This is a genomic window from Candidatus Competibacter denitrificans Run_A_D11 (genome assembly GCF_001051235.1).
Taxonomy (GTDB): domain Bacteria; phylum Pseudomonadota; class Gammaproteobacteria; order Competibacterales; family Competibacteraceae; genus Competibacter_A; species Competibacter_A denitrificans.
Window position 1 is genome coordinate 90,507 of the sequence record NZ_CBTJ020000041.1, and the last position, 22,648, is coordinate 113,154.

The 22,648-nt window shown below is 57.3% G+C and carries 20 protein-coding genes; 10 read left to right on the forward strand and 10 right to left on the reverse strand.

Annotation, left to right across the window (positions count from 1 at the left end; all coding sequences use genetic code 11):
• Positions 1-32 precede the first annotated feature (32 nt).
• Entirely contained in the window at positions 33-917 is an 885-nt protein-coding gene (gene htpX, locus BN873_RS09220) for a protease HtpX (RefSeq protein ID WP_048673142.1), read from the forward strand.
• 70 nt (positions 918-987) lie between these two features.
• Here the strand turns inward: htpX and BN873_RS09225 are convergent, their stop codons facing one another.
• Complete coding sequence (locus tag BN873_RS09225) at positions 988-3,078, reverse strand: GGDEF/EAL domain-containing response regulator (protein ID WP_048673144.1); 2,091 nt, start codon at positions 3,076-3,078, stop codon at positions 988-990.
• Positions 3,079-3,131: 53 nt separating this feature from the next.
• On the reverse strand, positions 3,132-4,136 hold the full coding sequence (epmB, locus tag BN873_RS09230) for an EF-P beta-lysylation protein EpmB (protein ID WP_048673146.1): 1,005 nt from the start codon (positions 4,134-4,136) through the stop codon (positions 3,132-3,134).
• Between the two features lie 42 nt (positions 4,137-4,178).
• Between epmB and efp the strand changes: the two genes are divergently transcribed.
• Together efp and epmA are read left to right on the forward strand one after the other, a co-directional pair.
• Entirely contained in the window at positions 4,179-4,748 is a 570-nt protein-coding gene (gene efp / locus BN873_RS09235; protein WP_048673148.1) for an elongation factor P, read from the forward strand.
• A gap of 24 nt (positions 4,749-4,772) precedes the next feature.
• Entirely contained in the window at positions 4,773-5,765 is a 993-nt protein-coding gene (gene epmA, locus BN873_RS09240; RefSeq protein ID WP_048673150.1) for an EF-P lysine aminoacylase EpmA, read from the forward strand.
• Positions 5,766-5,774: 9 nt separating this feature from the next.
• On the opposite strand, the gene asd is transcribed toward epmA, so the two are convergent.
• Together asd and BN873_RS09250 are read right to left on the reverse strand one after the other, a co-directional pair.
• Positions 5,775-6,677: an archaetidylserine decarboxylase gene (asd, locus tag BN873_RS09245; protein WP_102047020.1), complete on the reverse strand. Its 903-nt coding sequence runs from the start codon at positions 6,675-6,677 to the stop codon at positions 5,775-5,777.
• 117 nt (positions 6,678-6,794) lie between these two features.
• Entirely contained in the window at positions 6,795-7,433 is a 639-nt protein-coding gene (locus tag BN873_RS09250) for an SCO family protein (RefSeq protein ID WP_048673152.1), read from the reverse strand.
• Positions 7,434-7,633: 200 nt separating this feature from the next.
• Here BN873_RS09250 and prmB point away from each other — a divergent pair, with 200 nt between their 5' ends.
• From prmB to BN873_RS09270, 4 genes are all read left to right on the forward strand, one after another.
• Positions 7,634-8,575, forward strand: coding sequence for a 50S ribosomal protein L3 N(5)-glutamine methyltransferase (prmB, locus tag BN873_RS09255; RefSeq protein WP_048673154.1), 942 nt, complete (start codon positions 7,634-7,636; stop codon positions 8,573-8,575).
• A gap of 16 nt (positions 8,576-8,591) precedes the next feature.
• Positions 8,592-9,974: an oxygen-independent coproporphyrinogen III oxidase gene (hemN, locus tag BN873_RS09260; RefSeq protein WP_048673156.1), complete on the forward strand. Its 1,383-nt coding sequence runs from the start codon at positions 8,592-8,594 to the stop codon at positions 9,972-9,974.
• A gap of 75 nt (positions 9,975-10,049) precedes the next feature.
• A complete protein-coding gene (locus tag BN873_RS09265) occupies positions 10,050-10,709 on the forward strand; it encodes a hypothetical protein (protein WP_053085287.1) in 660 nt (219 codons plus the stop codon).
• A gap of 145 nt (positions 10,710-10,854) precedes the next feature.
• Entirely contained in the window at positions 10,855-13,182 is a 2,328-nt protein-coding gene (locus BN873_RS09270; RefSeq protein ID WP_171820446.1) for a serine/threonine protein kinase, read from the forward strand.
• A gap of 47 nt (positions 13,183-13,229) precedes the next feature.
• Here the strand turns inward: BN873_RS09270 and BN873_RS09275 are convergent, their stop codons facing one another.
• Both BN873_RS09275 and BN873_RS09280 read right to left on the reverse strand, forming a co-directional pair.
• Complete coding sequence (locus BN873_RS09275) at positions 13,230-14,417, reverse strand: vWA domain-containing protein (RefSeq protein WP_048673160.1); 1,188 nt, start codon at positions 14,415-14,417, stop codon at positions 13,230-13,232.
• A gap of 53 nt (positions 14,418-14,470) precedes the next feature.
• Complete coding sequence (locus BN873_RS09280) at positions 14,471-15,322, reverse strand: AAA family ATPase (RefSeq protein WP_048673162.1); 852 nt, start codon at positions 15,320-15,322, stop codon at positions 14,471-14,473.
• A 269-nt stretch (positions 15,323-15,591) separates the two neighbouring features.
• Here BN873_RS09280 and cysK point away from each other — a divergent pair, with 269 nt between their 5' ends.
• Positions 15,592-16,509: a cysteine synthase A gene (cysK, locus tag BN873_RS09285; protein ID WP_048673164.1), complete on the forward strand. Its 918-nt coding sequence runs from the start codon at positions 15,592-15,594 to the stop codon at positions 16,507-16,509.
• A gap of 42 nt (positions 16,510-16,551) precedes the next feature.
• Here the strand turns inward: cysK and hemW are convergent, their stop codons facing one another.
• The 4 genes from hemW to BN873_RS09305 form a co-directional block, all read right to left on the reverse strand.
• Positions 16,552-17,712: a radical SAM family heme chaperone HemW gene (gene hemW / locus BN873_RS09290; RefSeq protein ID WP_048673166.1), complete on the reverse strand. Its 1,161-nt coding sequence runs from the start codon at positions 17,710-17,712 to the stop codon at positions 16,552-16,554.
• Positions 17,713-17,731: 19 nt separating this feature from the next.
• Positions 17,732-19,366 carry a sensor histidine kinase gene (locus tag BN873_RS09295; protein ID WP_048673168.1) on the reverse strand — a complete coding sequence of 545 codons (1,635 nt, stop codon included), beginning with the start codon at positions 19,364-19,366 and terminating at the stop codon, positions 17,732-17,734.
• Positions 19,367-20,056, reverse strand: coding sequence for a response regulator (locus BN873_RS09300; RefSeq protein ID WP_048673170.1), 690 nt, complete (start codon positions 20,054-20,056; stop codon positions 19,367-19,369).
• A gap of 113 nt (positions 20,057-20,169) precedes the next feature.
• A complete protein-coding gene (locus BN873_RS09305) occupies positions 20,170-20,604 on the reverse strand; it encodes an EamA family transporter (protein WP_048673171.1) in 435 nt (144 codons plus the stop codon).
• Between the two features lie 285 nt (positions 20,605-20,889).
• On the opposite strand from BN873_RS09305, the gene BN873_RS09310 reads away from it, so the two are divergent.
• Together BN873_RS09310 and mazG are read left to right on the forward strand one after the other, a co-directional pair.
• Entirely contained in the window at positions 20,890-21,651 is a 762-nt protein-coding gene (locus BN873_RS09310; RefSeq protein ID WP_139031681.1) for a slipin family protein, read from the forward strand.
• Positions 21,644-22,447, forward strand: a complete 804-nt coding sequence (gene mazG, locus BN873_RS09315; RefSeq protein ID WP_048673176.1) for a nucleoside triphosphate pyrophosphohydrolase — start codon at positions 21,644-21,646, stop codon at positions 22,445-22,447. The genes BN873_RS09310 and mazG overlap by 8 nt, the downstream gene beginning before the upstream one ends.
• Positions 22,448-22,648 lie beyond the last annotated feature (201 nt).

Here is a 22,648-nt window from a genome sequence, read left to right on the forward strand (position 1 = left end):
GGTTGTCATGCACTACCCTGCTGGAGCTTGCTATGAAACGCATTTTCCTCTTTGTCGCCACTAACCTGGCGGTTGTCGTACTCTTGGGAATTATCGCCCGGCTGCTGGGCGTGGACCGCTTTCTAAACGAATCGGGGCTTAATCTCACCAGCTTGCTGGTTTTTGCCACGATTTTCGGCATGGGCGGTTCGCTCATTTCCCTGCTGATGTCCAAGTCCATCGCCAAAATGTCGGTCGGCGCTCAGGTGATTGCACAACCCACCAGCCAAACCGAGCGCTGGCTGGTCGATACCGTCCAGCGCCAAGCGCAGGCTGCTGGCATCGGAATGCCGGAGGTCGCCATTTACGATTCACCTGAACCGAATGCGTTCGCCACCGGCGCCAACCGCAATGCCGCACTGGTGGCCGTGAGCACTGGCCTGTTGCAACAGATGTCGGCCGAGGAAGCGGAAGCGGTGCTGGGCCATGAGGTGAGCCATGTTGCCAACGGCGACATGGTGACGTTGGCTTTATTGCAAGGGATACTCAACACCTTCGTTATCGCCCTGTCACGGGTAGTTGGCTCTGTGGTAGATCAGGCGCTATCGCGTGGCCAAGATCATCGAGGCTCCGGCATGGGCTATTACCTGACCAGCATGGTGCTGGAACTGCTGTTTGGGTTCATCGCTTCACTGATCGTGATGTGGTTTAGCCGCTACCGGGAATTTCACGCCGACGCGGGTGGGGCCAAATTGGCTGGGCGTAGCAAGATGATCGCGGCGCTGGAGCGGTTGCGGCAATTGCACGAACCGTCACAGTTACCTTCGCAGATGGCCGCATTCGGCATCAACGGTGGACTGGGGGATGGATTGCGCAGGTTGTTGATGACGCATCCACCGTTAGAAGAACGTATCGAGGCGCTGCGTCGGCAAGGTTAACCTGATAGCCACCAGGGGAACCGGCAGCCGGCCCACTAAGGCACCCGGTTCCCCGCAAGAGACGAGGATGTCAGCTTGCGTATTGCTTGAAATCGAAATCCAGCTCTGCTCCGGCTTCTGCGACCATATTGCCTTGCACCAGGGTCACGCCGAATTGCCAGATGCTCGCCATCTGTGGTGCTGTAGACACCCCGGCCGCGACCACCCGGACATTCAACTCCTGGGCTTGTCCGGCCAACGTCGCCATAGAGCGGCGGCTTTGCTCATCTCTGGCTTTGGCCAGCTTCTCAATCAAGCTCCCATCGAGCTTGATGAAATCGGGCAGCATTTCCTTTAGCAGGCGCTCGGAATTCTGCTTACCGCCGAAATGCGACAACGCAATCCCACACCCCAGTTCTCGTAAGCGGGTGCGCAGCGCCTTCGCCTCCTCGAAATACTCCTCGGCGTTGTCTTCCTTGATCTCCAGCACCAAGTGATGTCCCGACAATCGGCTTTCTTTGACCCGTTTACTAAGCCAATCAAAAAATTCTTTATCTAGTATAGAGTTATACGAAATCCTCAAGAATAGGATCGGTGGCTTGGTACCGGCTTGCTGGGTTTCCATCAGTACCGATAGTCCTCGGATGATGGTCCATTTATCCAGAGCACCCATGGCGCCATAACGCGCCGCGACCGCACCCACCTTGTCCATGGGTTGCAGGTTACCGCCCTCTTCGTCGGTGATCTGCAAATAAGCTTTGTAACGCGCTTCTTCGGCAGTTTCGAAGCTGACAATCGGCTGATAAAGCAGGCTCAAATGGCCCTTCTTAGTCAACGCTTCCCGGATCATGCGGATGATGGCCTCATCCTGAGGGCTAACTGAGCCTTTCTTATCGGACGGGGGCGGTACGTAAATCTCGACCTGATTACCACCTTTCTGGCGAGCCGCCTCGCAAGCACGATCCGCGTGCGAGAGGATTTGTATCGTGGTCTCCTCCCCAGATCTGGCCTTGTAGATACCGATGGAACAGGTGGTGCTGAACATTTTGCCGAGGATCTGGAACGTGTGCGCGGCGACGGTTGCACAGATGCGCTCAGCCAGATCTTTTGGATCGGCGGGAGATTTCGCGGGCATATAAATCGTGAACACCCCGCTGGCGAAATGCGCAGCGATATCTTCAGAAGACAGTAAGCCTTTGATCAAGTTGGCAGCTTCACGCGCAAATTGCTCGACCGCCTCAAATCCCATGTTGTAGCGGACAGTGGCATAATCAGCCAGCAAGACATACAGGAGGCTGCCATCGTGGCCAATTTCCAGGGTTTCTAGGAAAAACCGACGGCTGTAGAGTCCGGTCACCTCATCGTACTTGAGCAAATCTTCCAGTTGCTGGTTGTGAGCTTGCTTGTCCGGCGTCGCATCTCGCACGATGATCTGGGTGCAAGGCTCATCGTTCATCCGAGTCGGCGCACACTCCAAAAAAATCGGAAACATCGTCCCATTGCTGCGCACCCCAAGTAGTTCGACCGGCTCAATCGCCTTGCCGGAGCGGATACTGCGACGCAGGACACTTTTTAGCGCATCCCGATAAGTCGGCGGCACCATGTGCAGCAATTGGATATTGGCCAGATCTTCCTTACCCTCATAGCCGAATAACCGCAGATAAGCCGGGTTGGCGTAGGCGTGCAGACCTTCGTGAATATAGGCGATGGCCTCTTGGGTATTTTCCAGCAACGCCTTGGTGCGGTTTTCGCTTTCCTTAAAACGGGTTTCAAAGGATTCGCCGATCCGCCGCAGCCGGGCCTGCTCCAGTTCCTTGCGGATCACCGCCAGCAAGTGATCAGCGTCAGCCAATGGCGCAACATTATCGGCGCCTTCGAATAAAAGATGAGCGGGTTTGTGTTGCTGTTGCGCGCTCTCATCAACCAGCGCAATCAGTGGAATCGCCTGCCCCGATTCCGCCACCATGAGCCGGATTTCGGCCACCGTTGGCAACCCTTCGGCCACCCGCAGCAGAACCAGGTCCAACGGCTGATAATCAATGGCATTGCGGGCTGCTTCGCCCGCATCGGCTTCGGTAAGTTCGACCTGGTAGTCATTCCCGCGCAGGGTTTTGACAATATGCTCGATATCCGCTTTGGCGCGATCCACGACCAGCAGATTAATGACAGAAGGTTCAGACACGCGTTGCAACCTCTACTGATGGCCAGCATCCCGGCCGAAAGCCATGATTCGTGCTACTCCCACACCGGTGTCTTGGCCAGTTGACCCGGTTGTTCCCGCACCAAGCGGGGCAGCAAATAGCCCGGTAACCGTTCGCGCAATGCTTTCATGATAACGGATGCCTCGGTTTCGTTCACCTCATAATGGGCCGCACCGCGCACCCGGTCGAGCAGATGCAAGTAATAGGGCAGCACGCCGGCGGTGAATAGGGCTTCGCTCAGCTCAGCCAACCGCTCGACCTCATCGTTGACGCCTCGCAACAGCACCGACTGATTCAATAGTGTAACACCAATTGCCCGAAATCGCTGTAAAGCAGTGCGGACAGCAGCATCAATTTCTCGGGGGTGGTTGGCGTGGACCACCAAGATGGGCTGCAACCGCGTCGAAGCCAGCAGCGCCAACAAACCCTCATCGACCCGCTCCGGTAAGACAATCGGCAGGCGACTGTGAATGCGCAAACGCACCAGATGAGGAATTCGCTGCAAACCTGCCAACAGCGTACCCAAGCGCTGATTTGACAGCGACAAAGGATCACCGCCGCTCAAAATCACTTCTCGGATGCTGGTGTCGCCGGCCAGATAGTCCAGCGCTGATCGCCAATCTCTTAGGTCGCTCTGTGCCTCGGCGTAGGGAAATTCCCGGCGGAAACAATACCGGCAATGGACTGCGCAAGCCCCCGTGACGATCAGTAACGCCCGACCCTGGTATTTGTGCAGGACCCCCGGCACGGCTTGCGCGGCTTGATCGCCAACCGGATCGGTGACAAAACCCGGTACAGGGATCAATTCCGCTGCGAGCGGCCAGACCTGCCGCAGCAGAGGATCATCAGGATCACCCTTGCGCATCTTGGCCACGAAGCCGCGCGGCACTCGCAAAGGGAACTGCGTCGGCCAAACTATCGGCAACAGGGCCGAATCAAGCGCCAATTCTTGCAGCAATTCGGCCGGATCGCGGATCGCCTGGGCGAGTTCTCGTTGCCAGCACGGCACCTGCCTTCGACGCGCGTTTACCGGTATCATACGTTGTTTTCACTCAACCCTTTCATTAAGGCGGACTGCCGCATGGCGATGTATAGTACCAACGAATTCAAAAGCGGGCTGAAGATCATGTTGGATGGTGATCCCTACACCATCGTCGAAAACGAATTCGTCAAGCCCGGCAAGGGCCAGGCGTTCAACCGCGTCAAGGTGCGCAACCTGAAAACCGGCCGGACGATTGAGCGCACCTTTAAGTCGGGCGATACCGCCGAAGGCGCCGACGTGGCGGATGTCGAGCTGCAATACCTTTACAACGACGGCGAGTATTGGCATTTCATGGATCAGCAAAGCTATGAACAGCTCACCGCCGATGCCGCCGCCGTCGGCGATGCCGCCAAATGGCTCAAGGAAGAAGCGATCTGCCAGGTGACTCTCTGGAACGGCATACCGTTGAGTGTCGCTGCTCCCAATTTCGTCATCATGACCATCGTGGAAACCGATCCGGGCCTGCGCGGTGATACGTCGGGCGGCGGTGGCAAACCGGCCACTCTGGAGACCGGCGCCGTCGTTCGAGTGCCGCTGTTTGTGCAAAGTGGCGAAATCATCAAGGTAGACACCCGTACCGGGGAGTATGTTTCCCGCGTTAAAGAATAGCGCGCTGGGCCACGAACGCGATCCGTGGCTGCAAACCTCTGGCGACCCCAGGCCGAATTAAGCACCCTACGCTTGCGGGCCGAACTATTAGCGAAGATTCGGGCTTTTTTCGCGGCGCGCGGGGTTTTGGAAGTTGAGACGCCCATCTTGTCGGCGGCAGCGATCCCCGATCCTCATTTGGCCAGCTTCAGCACGCGCTATTCCGGGCCGGGGCCTCTGGATGGCCAGACGCTGTATCTGCGCACATCGCCGGAGTTTTCGATGAAGCGGCTGCTGGCGGCTGGCAGCGGCTGCATTTATCAGATCGCCCCCGTCTTTCGGCTCGGCGAGGCCGGGCGCCGCCATAATCCTGAATTTACCCTGCTGGAATGGTATCGGCTGGGATTCGACCACCACCGACTGATGGCGGAGGTGGCGGAACTGGTCATTCAGTTGCTGGCTGACCGCTTGCCCTTGGCCACGGAAGTTGAGTGCTCTAGCTACCGCACGCTATTCCACCGCTATTTGCAGATCGACCCGCATCGCGCTAGCGTGGCCGAGCTGACCGCTTGTGCTACTGCGCATGGGGTTTCCATTCCCCCTGGGATGCCAGTCGATGATCCTGATCCTTGGTTGGATTTGTTGCTGACGCATTGCATCGAGCCACAGCTCGGCCAAGGACACTTGACGTTCGTGTACGACTACCCGGCCTCACAGGCAGCGCTGGCGCGGTTACGACCGGATGATCCGCCAGTTGGTGAGCGCTTCGAGTTGTACCTGAACGGAATTGAGCTGGCCAACGGTTTTCACGAGCTGGGTGAGGCTGCCGAACAGCGCAGCCGATTCGAGCGGGAAAATGCTGAGCGCCAGGCTTTGGGTCTGCCAGTCATGCCGCTTGACGAAAACTTGTTAGCGGCATTGGCCTCCGGCCTGCCGGATTGCGCCGGTGTAGCCCTTGGCTTCGACCGCCTGGTCATGCTGGCGGCAGGAACCGACTCACTGGCTACGGTGCTGGCCTTTCCGTTGGATCGCGCCTGAAGCGGGCGGTCAAATCGGTACGGCCAACGACCCGATCTGTTGCCCCATACGCACCGTCGCCTCCGCAGTCATCGTTGATTCCCAGCGCACCACGTCTTTAGCAAACAGCAAGATCACGGTTGAACCCATATTAAAGCGACCCAGCTCAGCGCCCTGCTCCAGCCGCACCGCGTCCTGGCCATCCGATGGATAGCTCCACGCTCGGATCGTCGTGCCCAGCGGCGGCGTGATGGCGCCAGCCCAAACCGTTTCCATAGACGCAACATTGATCGCCCCCACCAACACGACCGCCATCGGGCCGGCTGGCGTCTCGAACAAGGTCACCACTCGTTCGTTGCGGGCGAACAGGTTGGGTACGGTGCGCGCAGTCAGGGGCGAGACGCTGAACAGCTTGCCCGGCACATGAATCATGGTTCGCAATTGACCGGTCAGCGGCATGTGGATGCGGTGGTAATCGCGCGGCGATAAATAGAGGGTGACGAAAGACCCATCCCGAAATGGCCGTGCCCGCTCGGCATCACCGCCCAGCAGCGCCGTCAGGGAAAACGTTTGCCCCTTGGCCTGCAACAAGGCCTCGCTTGCGGCTAGGCCGATCTGGCTGACTGCACCATCCACCGGACAGCACACCACCCCGGCACCGGCTGCAATCGGTCGCGCACCCGGCTTAAGCGCGCGGGTGAAAAATGCATTGAAATCCGCATAAGCCTGCGGATCAGGCTGGAGTGCTTCGGCCAAATTGACCTGAAAACCCCGAATAAAAACCCGGATCAGCCAATTCTTAAACCAAGGCAGCCGGACGCGAGTCAAGCGATACGTTAAGCGCGTTAGTAACCGCTGGGGCCATAGGTATTGCGGTAGATTGCGCAGATAGTCGCCCAAGGTAACAGCAGGTTGATCGGTAACATCAGGCATCACAGTGAAATCCGGTCATGTTTCAATCCACGCCCGTGACCGGGCGCAACAGCATAAGGGGGAGATTTCAAACCAGAGTTTAGTTTGATGAAAATACGGCTGAGGCTTGGCCGACTTTTAAGGCGCAGCCTGGCGAATCTTGATGAAATCGGCCGCCATTTGTTCTGGGTTCTGCGGCGGGGTGAAAATGGCGCGGGGACGGCCGGTCGGATCAATCAAGGTGATCGTCGAGGTGTGATCGACCGTATAGTTGCTGGTTTTTTCTGGATTTGACCCGCGCTGATAAAACACCCGCAAAGGCTTGGCCAAGCGCTCCAGTTCGCCATCCGGGCCGGTCACGCCCTGGAACTTGGGATTAAAAAAGCGCACGTATTCGCTAAGTCGCTCTGGAGTATCGCGTTGGGGGTCCACCGAGATAAAGAGGTAAGCCGTCTCTTGATCAGCGCCCTGCGCGGCCAGAACCTTTTGCAAGCGATCCATCTCGGCCAGCGTCAGCGGGCAGACATCTGGACAAAAGCTGTAACCAAAATACAGAAAGCTCCATTGACCGCGCAAATCAGCGCCGGTAAACGGTTGACCACTGTGATGGGTCAAACGGAACTGATCAAGCGGCTGAAAATCCCGTAGATAAATACCGCTGATCTCCGGTGCCGGTGCGGTGCGCTCGCCGAACAGCCATACCCCCAGCCCCCAGCCCCCAGCCAACGCTAAAACGCCGACCAAGACTAAACCAATCATCGTTGCCCGCTGGGTCATATTCCTCCGCCTTAATAACGCAATGACAGACGACCGGCCTTTTAAGCCAACCGGCCAGGATTGTTTAGCGAGCATACCCGCTCCGCCGACGAAACGGTAGAATCCCACTCAAACACCCTCAGCCCCGCAGCAGGCGGGATCAACGGACATTAAACCCAGTCTAACCGCTTCAGCTATCGCCATTCCCAACCGAGGCTTCGATGACCGATCACGACGACGCCCTATCCGACCTGCACACCCTCCGCGACTTGATCCGCTGGGGTGCCAGCCGCATGAACGAGGCCGGTCTGCATTTCGGTCACGGCACCGACAACGCCCTCGACGAAGCGGCGGCTCTGGTCTTACACACGCTGCATCTGCCGCCGGACTTGCATGTCGAGTATTTTCAAGCGAACGTGACGCTAGCCGAAAAACGGGCGGCGATTGATCTGCTGATGCGACGGGTTGCCGAGCGCAAACCCGCCGCCTACCTAACCCAGCAAGCCTGGTTCATGGGGCTGCCTTTCTATGTGGACGAACGGGTTCTGGTGCCGCGTTCGCCCTTAGCCGAACTGATCGAGCGACATTTTGCCCCCTGGCTCAATGATGCGCGCAAGGTGGAACGCATTCTGGATCTCGGTACTGGCAGCGGTTGCATTGGCATCGCGTGCGCTTACGCCTTTCCCGATACCGAAGTGGATTTGGTCGATATCTCCGCCGAGGCGCTGGAGGTTGCGCGGCGCAATATCAGCGAGCACGGTTTGGAGGATCAAGTCATCGCCATCCGCTCCGATCTGTTCACGGCGCTACAAGGTCGCAGCTATGAGTTGATCATCAGCAATCCACCGTATGTGGGGACAGAGGAACTTGACAGCCTGCCTTCTGAGTATCAACACGAACCTCGACTGGGGCTAGCGGCCGGTCGGGAAGGGCTGGATGTGGTTGAGGCAATCCTCCATCAAGCCACCAACCACCTTAGCGACGACGGCTTGCTGATCGTGGAGGTCGGCAATGCCCAATACGCCCTGTGTGAAGCATTCCCTGACATCCCTTTCACCTGGCTGGAATTCGAACGGGGGGGACAGGGCGTTTTTCTTCTAAACGCCTCGCAACTGCGCGACTACTGGGCGACGAACCCGCCAGACCCTTTGGTAGGCCGCTGAGATGGAGCAACGCTGTATGAATGCTGACCTGGTTTTCGATTCGGCTTTGATCGGCAAATACGACAAGGCCGGTCCCCGCTATACCTCTTATCCGACCGCTGTCCAATTCCACGAGGGGTTTACTGACAGCGAGTATCGGGACATGGCGCTGGCCGGTAACGCGACTGGCAAACCACTCTCCCTGTATCTGCATATCCCGTTTTGCGACACGGTGTGTTTCTATTGCGCCTGTAACAAGATCATCACCAAGAACCGTCGCCACGCCGGTCCTTATCTTGATCATCTGCACCGGGAAATTGCCCTGCAAGGCGCACTGTTTGCGCAAGCCCGGCCCGTGACGCAATTGCATTGGGGTGGCGGTACACCGACGTTCATCAGCCCCAGCGAAATGCGCGACTTGATGCGGGTTACTGGCGAACATTTTCATTTGCTTGACGATGACAGCGGCGAGTACTCCATTGAGGTCGATCCACGCGAAACCGACGAGCACACCATCGCGCTGCTGCGGGAATTGGGCTTTAATCGTTTGAGTTTGGGGGTACAGGATTTTGAGCCGATAGTGCAAAAAGCCGTTAACCGGCTCCAGTCGCGGGAGATTACGCTCAACGTGATGGACGCCGCGCGGCGCGAGGGCTTTAAATCGATCAGCGTCGATTTAATCTACGGCTTACCGCTGCAAAGCGTCGCCAGTTTTGGCCGCACCACCGACGACATCATCGCGCAAAACCCGGATCGGGTTTCAGTTTTCAATTACGCACACCTGCCGGACCTGTTCAAAACCCAGCGCCAGATTGATTCGGATGCCCTACCCCCGCCAGCGGTCAAATTGGATATTCTCAAGATGACCATTGAGCGGTTGACCGCTGCCGGTTATGTCTACATCGGCATGGATCATTTCGCCAAGCCCGATGATGAGCTGACGCTGGCACAGCGCGCCGGCACCTTATACCGCAACTTTCAAGGCTACAGCACCCACGCCGACTGCGACCTGATCGGCTTGGGTACGACCTCTATCGGCATGGTGGGGGACAGCTATAGCCAAAATTTGAAAGGACTGGAAGCGTATTATGAGCGGATTGATCAGGATCGATTAGCGGTCTTTCGCGGCGTGCGGCTGGATGCCGATGACCGACTGCGGCGAGCCATCATCACCGAGCTGATTTGTCACTTCGCCCTGAATTTCGCCACTATTGAATCGAAGCACGATATCGGCTTTAGCGATTATTTCGTTGTGGAGCTGGCGGAATTGGCCGATATGGCGAGCGATGGCTTGTTGGCGCTCGATAGCACCGGAATTCGTGTATTGCCAGCCGGTCGCTTGCTGATCCGCAATATCTGCATGGTGTTCGACCGATACTTGCGAGAACAGGTCAACCGACGGTTTTCCCGGGTTATTTAATCGATTCGGCAACTTGGCGCACTGTTTACCACTCTAAGCGCTGCACCACCATCCTGACCGAGCAGACGCCACACTATGCGCCTTTATCTGATCCTCTTTGTGCTCGGCTGCGGCATTGCGACCGGGCTGACGTATTCGTTGATGAACGGGCGCCTAAGCAATGCCTACGCTATGGTTTCGACGCTGGAAAAAGAGGTCTCGCGCAAAGAATCAGAGCTGTTGGGATACACCAAGTACACCAGCTATCTGACCATCGGCAAGCAATCGCTCGCAGAACAGATGAAGCTGTTGAGCGCGACCATGGTGCGCGAGGAAAGCGTCACCCAGGTTATCGAAAAATCGCTGCTGGGACTGCCATCAAATGGCACGGTCGCCATCTGGTATTCGGTCGAATATTCGTTCGGCTTTGACCTGCAACCCGACAGCTACGATGTACAGCCCACCGATTCGGGAATCGAGATCCGCGTCAAAAAACCGGCCCTAGTGGCAACGCCCGCAGTCACCAACCTGCGCTACAAGATCCTTGCGGGCGGCTTGTTCACCGACGAACAAAGTGCGGTGCTGCGTTTGTACGAAGAAGCCTCGCAAACCGCCAAGCAGCAAGGCGAGGCGCTAGCCTCCGATCCGGCTGTGGTCGCGCTCTGCGAAAAGCGCTTAGCTGCCTTCCTGCACGATTTTCTCGCCAAGCAACCGGGCGTTAAAATCGTGCCGCAAATCACGGTAACCTACCAATAGAGAAACCGGTCGAAGACAAGTGAAACACCTCTACCTAACAGCGGCTTAAACCGTGGCTTACTTTGAGGACTTTTCGGAACTGATCGCACCTGATCGGCGTAGCGCAGCTCGTAGTCTCTATGATGTGCTTGCGACGGTTGAAGGTATGGTTGATCCTGACCTGTTTCTAGCACGCCTGCGCGCTCAGGGGCTGTTGGATGATGCGGCAGCGCGCCGCTATCGCTCTGATGAAACAATCGAACTTACTGTTGCTCGTCCGAATAAAAAATCTTCTTCAGACACAACCGTTGTACTGCAACAAAGCGCCGGAAGCACTGTACAGGTTGCTGCCCCCCCCTCAAGTTCCGACTCTCGCCAGCAGATCCAGGGCCTTGGTCTGGCTACCGCTACGCTTGATCGCGCAGCGTCCCAGTATAGCCTCTTAGGCCGACTCAATGCTGGCGCCATGGGCCAAATCCATCTGGCAAAGGACCGTGACCTGCGCCGCAAGGTAGCCTACAAACAACTACTAACAGGTTTAGAAACCAGACCAGGCCTAGTGCAGCGGTTTTTGTTGGAAGCCCAGGTCATGGCGCAACTCGATCATCCGAATGTAGTCCCGGTTTATGCCTTGGAGCAGATCGCAGAAGGACGTTTTGCCTATGCTATGAAACTGGTGAGGGGGCAGACTCTGGCCAGTCTTCTCCGGGAAGCACACCGTTGCATTCAGGAACGGCGAATTCTGCCAACGGATCTGAGCCGTGTAACTTTGCTTGATCATTTCCTTAAGGTCTGCGACGCGATGTCCTATGCCCATGCGAGGGGTGTGCTGCATCGTGACCTCAAGCCCTCCAACATCATGATCGGCCAGTTTCGCGAAGTTTACGTCATGGACTGGGGACTAGCTCGGGTTATTCATGCGCCGGATTTGATGCTAGAACCTGACTCGAGGGAATCAATATCGTTGAGAAGCAACGATCCGACCGCTACCCAGACCCGTCTTGGCGATATCATGGGCACTCCCAGCTATATGTCGCCAGAACAAGCTAGCGGTGATCACGCAAACCTTGACGCTCGAAGTGATCTTTATGCGTTGGGCCTCATTCTTTTTGAGCTGATCAGCCTGCAACGGGCCTTGCACGCACCATCACTTGAAACAGCGCTTAAAATGGCGCAACGCGGCGACAAACAGCCTTTAAAAGACCCCTCAGCCGCGTTGAAAATACCTCGCGAACTGCGTGCGATCATCGCCAAAGCCACCGAAACCCGGCGTCAGGCGCGGTATCAGGCCGTCACTGAACTGGCTGATGACCTGCGTCGCTTTCTTCGAGACGAGCCGGTTACGGCGTTACCGGATACCTGGTCCCAGCGAATACTGCGCTGGATTGGGCGGCACCGACAGACTACCTTGCAACTGCTGATGGCGGTGCTCCTGGTGGCCCTGAGTGCGATTGGCTGGGATTTTTATCAACGCTTCCGCTCGCTTGCTGAAATCCAGGCACACAAGGAGCGGCTGAGTGTTTATCTGACCAGTGTAGCCAAAAGCAGCCACACCATTGATCGCCATTTTCTGTTTTTTGAGGAACTTCTGGAGGGGCTGTCCAGCGCCGTGATGCAGGCGCGATTGAATGGTGCGGCCTCCAAAGAATCGGTCCATCTGCTCAAGGATTATCGGGCACGGGGCCTGCCCCCGTCTGATCTGGCCGCCGCCAGTCGCTATGGCGGTAGGCCGATCAGCACGGAATACCCCGTTTTCATCATGGCCCCCGGTGTATCTGCGGCCAGTCCGGGGTTACGGGACACCATGCAGCGCCTTGCCCCTGTGCGTCGCTATTTTCAGCGGATGTTTCTGCTCAGTCGCAGGTTTCATAACCCGCTGCTGGCTACCCAATCACCAACGACTGATCTTCACCAGATCATCGGTGAACAGCGCGGGCCGCTCGTATGGGCTTATTTTGCATTGCGCGAGGGCCTGCTAGTGATGTATCCCGGTCAGGCCAGTCCTGATCTGCCCGCCGATTACGATCCCCTCCAGCATCCCTGGTATCAGGATGTGGCCGGGAAGAGCGGCAAATTCTGGGGCAGGCCCTATCGGGATCGGCTGGGGCAGGGTGTATTACTTTCTTGCAGCATGCCTTTACTGGATGGGGCGGGGCAACTGCTGGGCGTGGCGGGCATCGACGTCTCCCTCGACTATGTCATTGAGCAATTCATGAGCATCCCAGGCCAGCGGGTGCGAGAAAGCTTTCTGCTGGATCGGGAAGGCCGTATCGTGGTTCGCTCCAGCGACCGGCATGACGATCCTAACTTAATCGAAGCGCGCAGCATCGAAAAACCGGTGCTTTATCCGTATTCTGACATCGTTGCTGATCTGCAAGCAGGGAAATCCAGCTACCGCGAAATTGACCAGGATGGCCAGAAAGTGTGGATCGTCTATAACGACATCAAGGCGCTGGACTGGACTTATGTTGTTGAGTTTGTTCAGGAAAGATAAGTGAGTGACCTTTCCCTCACAGGGCGGTAGATACGGATCACAGGCTTTCAACGGATTCGCTGCAAAGCCCGGATGCCCTGCCCCAACCCCTCCAGGGTCAGCGGATACATCCGCTCACCCATCAGCTCCCGCACCATCTGGATGGACGGCACGTAGCTCCAGCGCTTTTGTGATTGTGGGTTCAACCAAATGGCCCGTGGCCAGGTCCGCAACAGCCGATCCAGCCAGACCTCGCCCGCTTCCGGGTTGAAGTGCTCAACACTACCGCCGGGGTAGGTGATCTCGTAGGGACTCATGGTGGCATCACCCACCAGGATCAGCTTGTAGTCGTGACCGAAGGTATTCAGCACGGTCAAGGTCTCAGTCTTTTCGGTATAGCGCCGCCGGTTATCCTTCCATAAGCCTTCATATACCATGTTATGGAAGTAAAAATATTCCAGGTGCTTAAATTCGCTCCGAGCCGCCGAAAATAACTCCTCGCACGCGCGGATATGATCATCCATCGAGCCGCCGATATCCAAAAACAGCAATACCTTCACCGCATTATGGCGCTCCGGCACCATTTTCAGCTCCAGATAACCAGCATTACGCGCCGTGGAGCGGATGGTATCGTCCAAATCCAACTCCTCAGCCGCTCCCTCACGGGCAAAGCGACGCAAACGGCGCAGCGCCACCTTGATATTGCGGGTGCCGAGTTCGACCGTATCATCCAGATTGCGAAATTCGCGTCGATCCCACACCTTGACCGCGCGCCGCTCGCGGGACTCATGCTGACCGATGCGGATGCCTTCCGGGTTATAGCCGTAAGTGCCAAAGGGCGAGCGACCGGCGGTACCGATCCATTTATTACCACCCTCATGGCGGCCTTCCTGCTCCGCCATCCGCTTGGCGAAGGTTTCCATCAGCTTTTCCCAACCACCCAGCGATTCGATCAGTGCCTTATCCTCATCGGTTAGAGTGAGTTCCGCCAGTTTATGCAACCACTCCAGCGGCACCTTGGCACCGATCACCTGATCAAACAAGGTTTCCAACCCTTTGAAATGACTACCGAACACTTGATCGAAGCGATCATAATGCCGCTCATCCTTTACGAGCGCCGCCCGTGCCAGATAGTAAAATTCCTCGACATTGTGAGCGGTTACGCGCTGGCTCAACGCCTCCAACAAGGTCAGAAACTCGGTCAGGGTGACCGGGATACCGGCCTGACGGAGTTTTAGAAAGAAATCGGTCATCATCGGTGGCTCTCCCCTGCAAACCGTTCTGTGCAACAGGATCGAAAACGCCGCGCTTAGTCCTTTTTGCGTCGTGACATAAAAAGAAGCCTCTCGAACAGATGCACATCCTGTTCGTTCTTGAGCAGCGCACCATAGAGCGGTGGGACGATCTTGTGCTGATCGCCACGCAACGCCTCTGGAGGGATATCCTCCGCAACCAGTAACTTGATCCAGTCGAGCAATTCGGACGTGGATGGCCGCTTCTTTAAGCCCGGTACGTCGCGAATCTCGAAGAACGCTTCCAGGGATTCGCTGAGCAGACGCTTCTTCAAATTCGGGTAATGGACATTGACAATCCGCTCCATGGTTTCCTTATCGGGGAAACGGATGTAGTGGAAAAAGCAGCGGCGCAGGAACGCATCCGGCAATTCCTTCTCGTTATTGCTGGTGATGATGATGATCGGCCGATGATGGGCCTTGATCACTTCCCGCGTCTCGTAAACGAAGAACTCCATGCGGTCGAGTTCGTGCAGCAAGTCGTTGGGAAATTCGATGTCGGCCTTGTCGATCTCATCAATCAGCAACACCGGCTGGACATCGATGGTGAACGCTTCCCACAGCTTACCCTTGACGATGTAATTGCCGATGTCGTGTACTCGCGCATCGCCCAACTGCGAATCGCGCAGCCGAGACACCGCGTCATACTCGTATAACCCCTGCTGAGCCTTGGTGGTGGATTTGATATGCCATTGCAGGAACGGCCGGTTCAAAGATCGAGCGACCTCCTCAGCCAGTTGCGTCTTACCGGTGCCCGGCTCGCCTTTCACCAGCAAGGGCCGACCCAAGGTGACGGCGGCATTCACCGCCATCATCAGATCGTCGGTGGCGATGTACTGCTCGGTCCCGCGAAAACGTGATTCTGACATGGGGGTTGGCTCTCCTGCGGCACGGTGACAACGGTAGTGGCCGGACCGATTGTCCAGCAGACGGGGCCTATAGCACAAGCGGTGGTCATCCCGCATTAGCGGCTAGACAACTTCGCGGATTCGCTCAGCATGAGACTTGTTTTATAAGAAAATGTTATTTGCAAGCTCCGATTTATTATGCTTGTCGCATAAGTTTTTTTGCTACTGTTAATAACCAACAGGTCCGAAATTTTGGATCTTCTCCTGCAACAGCGAGCGAGCGAACAGACATGAAGGCGAACAATATTCTCGAAACCATCGGTAATACTCCGCATGTACGCATCAACCGGTTGTTCGCAGACCGCCGGGTTGAAGTTTGGATGAAACAGGAACGAACCAATCCCGGCGGCAGCATCAAAGACCGCATCGGACTGGCGATGGTCGAAGACGCCGAGCGCCGTGGCGTCATCAAGTCGGACACCGTGATTATCGAACCGACCTCCGGCAACACCGGTATCGCGTTGGCGTTGGTGGCAGCCGCCAAAGGCTATCGCCTGATCCTGACCATGCCGGAATCGATGTCGCTGGAACGGCGCCGCTATTTGGCGGCACTGGGCGCGGAACTGGTACTCACGCCCAAGGAAAAGGGAATGCCGGGTGCCATTGAAAAAGCGCAGGAATTGGCTGCGGTGACGCCGAATGCGTGGATTCCACAACAGTTTGAAAATCCTGCTAATACCGAAATCCATCGTCGCACCACGGCCCAGGAAATTCTTACGGATTTCCCCGATGGCCTGGATTACATGATCACCGGCGTCGGCACTGGCGGCCACATCACCGGTTGTGCTGAAGTGTTGAAGGAAAAATTCCCAAAATTAAAAGTCTTCGCGGTCGAACCCACCGCCTCACCGGTATTGAGCGGTGGCCAGCGCGGCCCACACCCGATTCAAGGGATCGGCGCCGGTTTCGTGCCGGGCGTGCTGAACGTGAAGATTCTGGATGGTATCGTCCAAGTCCCGCATGAAGCAGCATTCAAGTTCGCCGTGCGCTGCGTCAAGGAAGAAGGCATCTTCATTGGGATTTCGTCAGGAGCTTCGCTGGCCGCCATCGCCCAGAAATTGCCGGAAATTCCCGACAATAGCCGCATCCTGACCTTTTGCTACGATACCGGAGAGCGCTACTTGTCGGTTGGTGGCTTGTTCGACTGAGAGCCTATACGAAAATACCCCTCTCTCTCTGGGAGAGGGAAGCTAGCCCGGCATGAAGACTTGCAGCACATCGTTCAAGAAACGCAGCCCTAAAGCGGTCGGCTGCAAGCGCGATGGGTCGGCCTCCAGCCATTCCCGCTCACGGGCTTGGGTCAGCGCCGGTTCCAGCGCAGCCAGCGGTAAGCCGGTACGCTCGTAAAACAGCGCTGCCGGTACTCCATCGACCAGGCGTAAGGCGTTCAGCAAAAATTCTACCGGCAAATCTTGTCTCTCGATCATTCCATCCCCGCCAACACCGGCCGGTGTGCCGGCGTGCGCCAGATAATCACGCGGATGCTTGAGTTTCCAAAGCCGATGAATCTGTCCACTCGCGGGATCGGTCAACTTGCCGTGCGCACCTGCACCGATACCGAGATAATCGCCAAATTCCCAGTAATTTAGATTATGTCGGCAATGCCGCCCCTCGCGCGCATAAGCCGACACTTCATAGCGGGCGTAGCCGTGTCGGGTTAGTTCCAAATGAGCGCGCTGCTGGAGGCTATCGGTCGTCTCCTCCGCCGGCAAAGTGGGTGGCGAATGGTGAAATGCCGTGTTCGGCTCGATGGTCAGTTGGTAATACGATAGATGCGCCGGTTGCAGCGCGATGGCATCGGCGATGTCGGCTAAGCCTTGCTCGACGGTCTGCTGCGGCAAGCCGAACATCAAATCCAGATTGAAATTAGCCAACCCGGCCGCATGGGCCGCTTCGGCGGCGGCGTAGGCATCGCGCCGACCGTGAATTCGGCCCAACCGCGCCAGGTGTTCGTCGTGGAAACTCTGGACACCAATCGACAGGCGGTTGATACCGATTGCACGAAACTCGGCAAAGTGGCCCCGCTCAACCGTGCCGGGATTCGCTTCCAAGGTCATTTCTGCATCCGGGCGCAAGGGCAACCGCGCCCGCAACCCGGACAGCAAGCGATCCAGTGCCTCGGCTGAAAACAGGCTGGGCGTACCCCCACCAAAGAAAACGCTGTCGATCCGGCGTCCCCACACCCGTGGCAAATCCTGCTCCAGATCGGCCAGCAGTGCATCAACATAAGCCCGTTCCGGCACCGCTCCGCGTGCTTCGTGGGAATTGAAATCACAATAGGGGCATTTGCGCACACACCACGGAATATGGATGTACAGGCTCAACGGAATCGGTGCGGCAAAAGCCGACATAGCGCGGACACTCCTTTCGTCAGGGTTCTAGCGGCTTCAGCGGCACGGTGACTAACCATTGCGCCCCGCCTACACCAGCGACCAATTCGATAGCGCCGCCATGTGCGGCCAGCAGCGATTTGACGACCGCCAAACCCAATCCGGTACCACCCTGGGCGCGAGCGGTGGTGAAAAACGGTTCAAAGACGCGAGTGGCATTTGCAGCGGAAACGCCAGGGCCATCGTCGCTGACGCTGATCCGTAGCATCGCCTTGGCGCCGATGCCGAAATCGGCGCACGCCACGGTCACTGTGACCTCAGCCCCTCCGTGCTGGCGGGCATTATCGAGCAGATTGCTCAAAATGGATTCCAGCACATCTTCATTGATTGCAGCTATACCAGCGACCAGCGGCTCGACGACGCTCACCGGCAAACCGAGTTCTCGGTAACGGGCAGCGAGGCGGCGAATCACCTCATCGACCCTGGCACGGTCGCTGGATGCAGCCTGGAGCACATCGGCGCGCGCCAGATCAAGCAACCGCCGTACCATGCGTTCCAAGCGGGCGGCGTCGTCATCAAGATTACCGAGAAAGCGTTCCCGCTCGGCAGCGGTCATGGTCTCCAGATGATCGCGCAGCAGCTCCACCGCCCCCCGGATTGCCGCCAGCGGCGTCTTGAACTCGTGCGAAACGTGGGCGGCGAAGGTCCGAATATAATCGGCGCGCTGCTCCAGATGACCGGCCATCGTCGTCACCGCGTGGGATAAATCGGCGATTTCCCGCGTGATGGGACGCGCCAGCGGCGTTACTGCGCCCTTCTCGCCAGCGGTGGCGCGTTGTGCCTGTTGCACCAATTTGCGCAGCGGTTGCACGACCGTGAATGAGGTCAACACCGACATCGCGATAACCGTCACCAATAATAAGCCCACCGCCGCTAACAGATGATAACGTTTGCCGTGCAATACCTGGGACAGTGAGGCTGGTGTGCGCCATAGCAGCGCCACAGCAACAATGCGCTCCCCCTGGAGAATCGGCGCGGCGACGAAGACACGCAACAGAGTACCGCGACTGATGGAATCGATAGCAGGCGGTGGCGCGTCGGGAATGCGGCGGCGTAAGAGGCTGACCGGCTCACCAGCCAGCGCACGGCGCACCTCCGCAAACGGCATGAGGGAACGGCCCAGACTGGGGCCGGTAGTGGCAATAACCGTTCCTTGCATATCGGCAATGGCGATTCCTGCCAGCGTCATCACCTGGGCATCGACCAGCAAGGCTTGCAGTTCCTGGCCGACCGCCTGTGCATAAGGATCGGGCGGTACGACCGGCGCGATGGTATCAGGCGGTGGCGGCTGGATGACCTCTTCAGCCAAATCCAAATGGGCCGGGCGCGGCCGCCAGCGGTCTTCGCGCAGGTATTTTTTCCGCCAAGCCGGCGGGAGCGGTAAGCCGTAAGCCGGATCGGTCGCTGTTTGCGGCGCCAGCCGGGTCAGGGTCGCCCGGTAGCTCGCCGTGACGAATGCGGCTTGGGCGAGCAGTTCCGATTCGGTCTGGCGCACCAGCGCGCTGTCGTACAGCCGCAGGGCTTCCAACCCCAGCAGCGGCAGCCACAGCACCGTCAAATTGACCGCCAGCAACAGGTAATGCAGCTTGAGCCGGGGTCGGGCCACTGGCGACATTCAGCACGGCCCCAGCCGATAACCGATGCCGTGCAGGGTTTCGATGGGATCGGCACCGACAGCTTTGAATTTGGCGCGCAACCGGCGCACATGGCTGTCGATGGTGCGGTCGCTGACCACCCGATAATCCTGATAGCCGCCGTCCATCAACTGATCGCGATTGCATACCTTGCCGGGGTAATTCAACAGGGTGCGCAAAATGCCGAATTCGGTCAGGGTCAACACCACTTCCTGACCCTGCCAGAAGGCGGCGTAGCGATCCAAATCCAATCGCAAGCGCCCGTGTTCGAGCCAGTGGCCATCCGCTCCGGGCGTCTCGCGCCGCTCCTCCTTGCCGCGCCGCAGGATCGCTCGTACCCGTGCCACCAGTTCACGCGGGCTGAACGGTTTGGTGACGTAATCGTCGCCGCCTAGTTCCAAACCGAGGATGCGATCCACTTCGTCATCACGCGACGATAGGAAAATGATCGGCACGATGCTGCTTCGTCGCAGCACCTTGCAGACTTCAGTACCGTCCAACTCCGGCATGACGATATCCAAAATCACTAAATCGGGCGGGGCCTGGCGAAACAATCGTAAGGCGTGCTCGCCGTTTTCCGCCTCAATAGCACTGAACCCGTCTTTTTTGAGGGCAAAGCAAATAACATCGCGGATGTGGGGGTCGTCATCGACAACCAGAATGGTGGGCATGGCCTAATGCTCGACTCTCTGATAACAGTGGCAAGCGAGCCTTCGCTTCACATCTGCCTGCTGGGGCCGAGGCTCGCTGACACGACGCTGATCTTAACCGGTGTGGTGCTGAATTACGCCCTGAAGGCCAGGAGCAAGACACCGCCAGCGATCATGCTGATCCCGGCCCATTCTTGAAACGTCGGGCGCTCGCCCAGAAAGGTAAAAGCAAAGATCGCCACCAGCACCACGCTGAATTTATCTACCGGGGCGACCTTGGACGCTTCACCGATCTGCAATGCGCGGAAATAGCAGACCCACGAGGCACCGGTCGCCAGCGCGGAAAGGCTAAGAAATAACCAAGTCCTAGCCGACAGTTCGAACGGATTGCGCCATTTATCCGCGTACCCAACAAAGGCGATCAGTACGAGCAGGATGATGGCGGTGCGGATCAATGTCGCCAGGTCGGAATCGACCCCTTGAATGCCGATCTTGGCAAAAATCGCGGTCAAGGCGGCGAACACCGCAGACAAGAAAGCCCAATAAAACCAGGTTGTGGAACTCAACATGACAGGAGGATGGCGGTCAGTTTCGTTTTCTAAAGTAGCACATCTGGAAGGGTTAGGCTCTAAAATAGCGCTAAGAGGAAGACGGCATCGGCCCGGAGAGCGTGCTCATCCCAGTTCCGCGTTACCCTTCCTCTGGCGTGTGCGCCTTCCATAAGGCACAACACCTTGCACCCGCGCCGTCTCGGCGAGCCAGCCATCACGCAGTCAATCCGTGGCTTTGCGGACGCAAAATCCCCGCCATGGGTTGAAGGTTTGCCGAGGCGGCGTTTTATCAAAGGCTTACTCATGAAAACGCTGATTTCCATCGTCGTCGTGCTGGGGCTGCTCTATGCTCTGGTCAAATATGGCATTCGCCGCACCACGATTCTCGACTATGAACGCGGCTTGCGCTACACCAACGGCCGATTCAACCAACTGCTGGAACCAGGCTTGTACTGGCACAGCCCGCTTTCGACGGTGATTCATAAAGTCGATATTCGACCGCGTTTTATCTCAATCACCGGCCAGGAAATTCTGAGTTCCGACGGCGTTACGCTAAAGATCAGCCTCGCCGCCCGTTATGAAATCGCCGATCTGCTCGCTGCCACTCACCAGTCGCAGAGTTTCGAGCAGGCGCTGTATTTGGAACTGCAACTGGCGCTGCGGGAAATCGTCAGCGCCGCCGATATCGACACCGTATTGCAAAGCCGAGGCGAGTTTTCCAGGAAGCTGCTGGAATTGACCGACGCCAAGGCGCAGGCGCTCGGCTTGAAACTGATTTCAGCGCAGATCAAGGACATCACCTTTCCCGGCAAGCTGAAAGAGGTGTTCGCGCAGGTGGTGACCGCCCGCAAGGAAGGCTTGGCGATTCTGGAAAAAGCCAGAGGGGAAACGGCGGCGCTGCGCCATCTCGCCAATGCTGCCAAGTTGATCGAAGCCAATCCGCAGTTGTTGCCCTTGCGGCTGGTGCAATCATTGGGGCAATCATCCGGCAACAGTCTAGTGTTCGGGATGCCGCCTGCTGCCCCTATCGCTCCCACCCCATCGAAATCGTCCGCTCATGAGTGATCAGTCGCCTTTGGATAGCTTATTGGCGGTGATGGCACGGTTGCGCGACCCGCAAACCGGCTGTCCGTGGGATCGGGAGCAGAGCTACGCCAGTATCGTCCCCTATACCATCGAAGAAGCCTACGAGGTCGCCGACGCCATCGCTCGTGAGGACTGGCCGGAATTGCGCGATGAATTGGGTGATTTGCTGTTTCAGGTAGTGTTTTACGCCCAGATCGCCCGCGAGGAAGGCCGTTTCGATTTCAATGACGTGGCGCGCGGGATTGCTGAGAAGATGACCCGCCGTCATCCGCATGTATTCGCCGATGCTCATTACGCCAACGCCGCCGAACAAACCGCCGCCTGGGAGCGATTAAAAGCAGCTGAAAAAGCCGAACCGCCCGCCGGTACATTGGCAGGCATCCCGCTGGCCTTACCGGCGCTGACTCGCGCAGTCAAGCTACAAAAGAAAGCCTCGAAAGTGGGTTTTGACTGGGGTGCGCTGGAACCGATTTTGGCCAAGATTGAAGAAGAAATTGGCGAAATTCGCCATGAAATCATCACCCAAGCGCCGAAAGAACGGCTGGCCGATGAATTGGGCGATGTGCTATTTGCAGTCGCCAACCTCGCCCGCCATCTTCAGCTTGACCCGGAAGCGGCCTTGCGCGGCACCAATGCCAAATTCGAGCGGCGCTTCCGGCAGATTGAACACTGGCTGGCGGAACAGGGCCGAACTCCGGTGGAATCAACGCTGGAAGAAATGGATGCCTTGTGGGAAAGGGCAAAGCGGGAGGAGCGTGAACCGCATATTCTCTGAAGCAGGTTTTAGGCGATTGGATGCCTATTATGATCAGAGTAATTTTGTGTATAACTTCTTTAAAATCAGAGTTATACAGAGCCATATAATCATTAGTTAGGCATCTAGTGGGCAGCCGCAAAAGTTTTGATAGGTTCAGCTTCGGCTGACGTGGCCAAGTTTTGGGTGGACTCCACGGCAGGATAGAGTCGTTTAAGTTTG

What these genes read in the sequence shown, in the direction of transcription:
- hemW (WP_048673166.1), bottom strand. Translation starts at nt 17,712, where the DNA reads ATGTCGGCTTTTGCCGCACCGATTCCGTTGAGCCTGTACATCCATATT.
- BN873_RS09250 (WP_048673152.1), bottom strand. Translation starts at nt 7,433, where the DNA reads ATGACCCAGCGGGCAACGATGATTGGTTTAGTCTTGGTCGGCGTTTTA.
- BN873_RS09280 (WP_048673162.1), bottom strand. Translation starts at nt 15,322, where the DNA reads ATGTCAGAATCACGTTTTCGCGGGACCGAGCAGTACATCGCCACCGAC.
- BN873_RS09265 (WP_053085287.1), top strand. Translation starts at nt 10,050, where the DNA reads ATGCGCCTTTATCTGATCCTCTTTGTGCTCGGCTGCGGCATTGCGACC.
- BN873_RS09300 (WP_048673170.1), bottom strand. Translation starts at nt 20,056, where the DNA reads ATGCCCACCATTCTGGTTGTCGATGACGACCCCCACATCCGCGATGTT.
- htpX (WP_048673142.1), top strand. Translation starts at nt 33, where the DNA reads ATGAAACGCATTTTCCTCTTTGTCGCCACTAACCTGGCGGTTGTCGTA.
- cysK (WP_048673164.1), top strand. Translation starts at nt 15,592, where the DNA reads ATGAAGGCGAACAATATTCTCGAAACCATCGGTAATACTCCGCATGTA.
- mazG (WP_048673176.1), top strand. Translation starts at nt 21,644, where the DNA reads ATGAGTGATCAGTCGCCTTTGGATAGCTTATTGGCGGTGATGGCACGG.
- prmB (WP_048673154.1), top strand. Translation starts at nt 7,634, where the DNA reads ATGACCGATCACGACGACGCCCTATCCGACCTGCACACCCTCCGCGAC.
- BN873_RS09275 (WP_048673160.1), bottom strand. Translation starts at nt 14,417, where the DNA reads ATGATGACCGATTTCTTTCTAAAACTCCGTCAGGCCGGTATCCCGGTC.
- efp (WP_048673148.1), top strand. Translation starts at nt 4,179, where the DNA reads ATGGCGATGTATAGTACCAACGAATTCAAAAGCGGGCTGAAGATCATG.
- BN873_RS09295 (WP_048673168.1), bottom strand. Translation starts at nt 19,366, where the DNA reads ATGTCGCCAGTGGCCCGACCCCGGCTCAAGCTGCATTACCTGTTGCTG.
- asd (WP_102047020.1), bottom strand. Translation starts at nt 6,677, where the DNA reads ATGCCTGATGTTACCGATCAACCTGCTGTTACCTTGGGCGACTATCTG.
- hemN (WP_048673156.1), top strand. Translation starts at nt 8,592, where the DNA reads ATGAATGCTGACCTGGTTTTCGATTCGGCTTTGATCGGCAAATACGAC.
- epmB (WP_048673146.1), bottom strand. Translation starts at nt 4,136, where the DNA reads ATGATACCGGTAAACGCGCGTCGAAGGCAGGTGCCGTGCTGGCAACGA.
- BN873_RS09310 (WP_139031681.1), top strand. Translation starts at nt 20,890, where the DNA reads ATGAAAACGCTGATTTCCATCGTCGTCGTGCTGGGGCTGCTCTATGCT.
- BN873_RS09305 (WP_048673171.1), bottom strand. Translation starts at nt 20,604, where the DNA reads ATGTTGAGTTCCACAACCTGGTTTTATTGGGCTTTCTTGTCTGCGGTG.
- BN873_RS09270 (WP_171820446.1), top strand. Translation starts at nt 10,855, where the DNA reads ATGGTTGATCCTGACCTGTTTCTAGCACGCCTGCGCGCTCAGGGGCTG.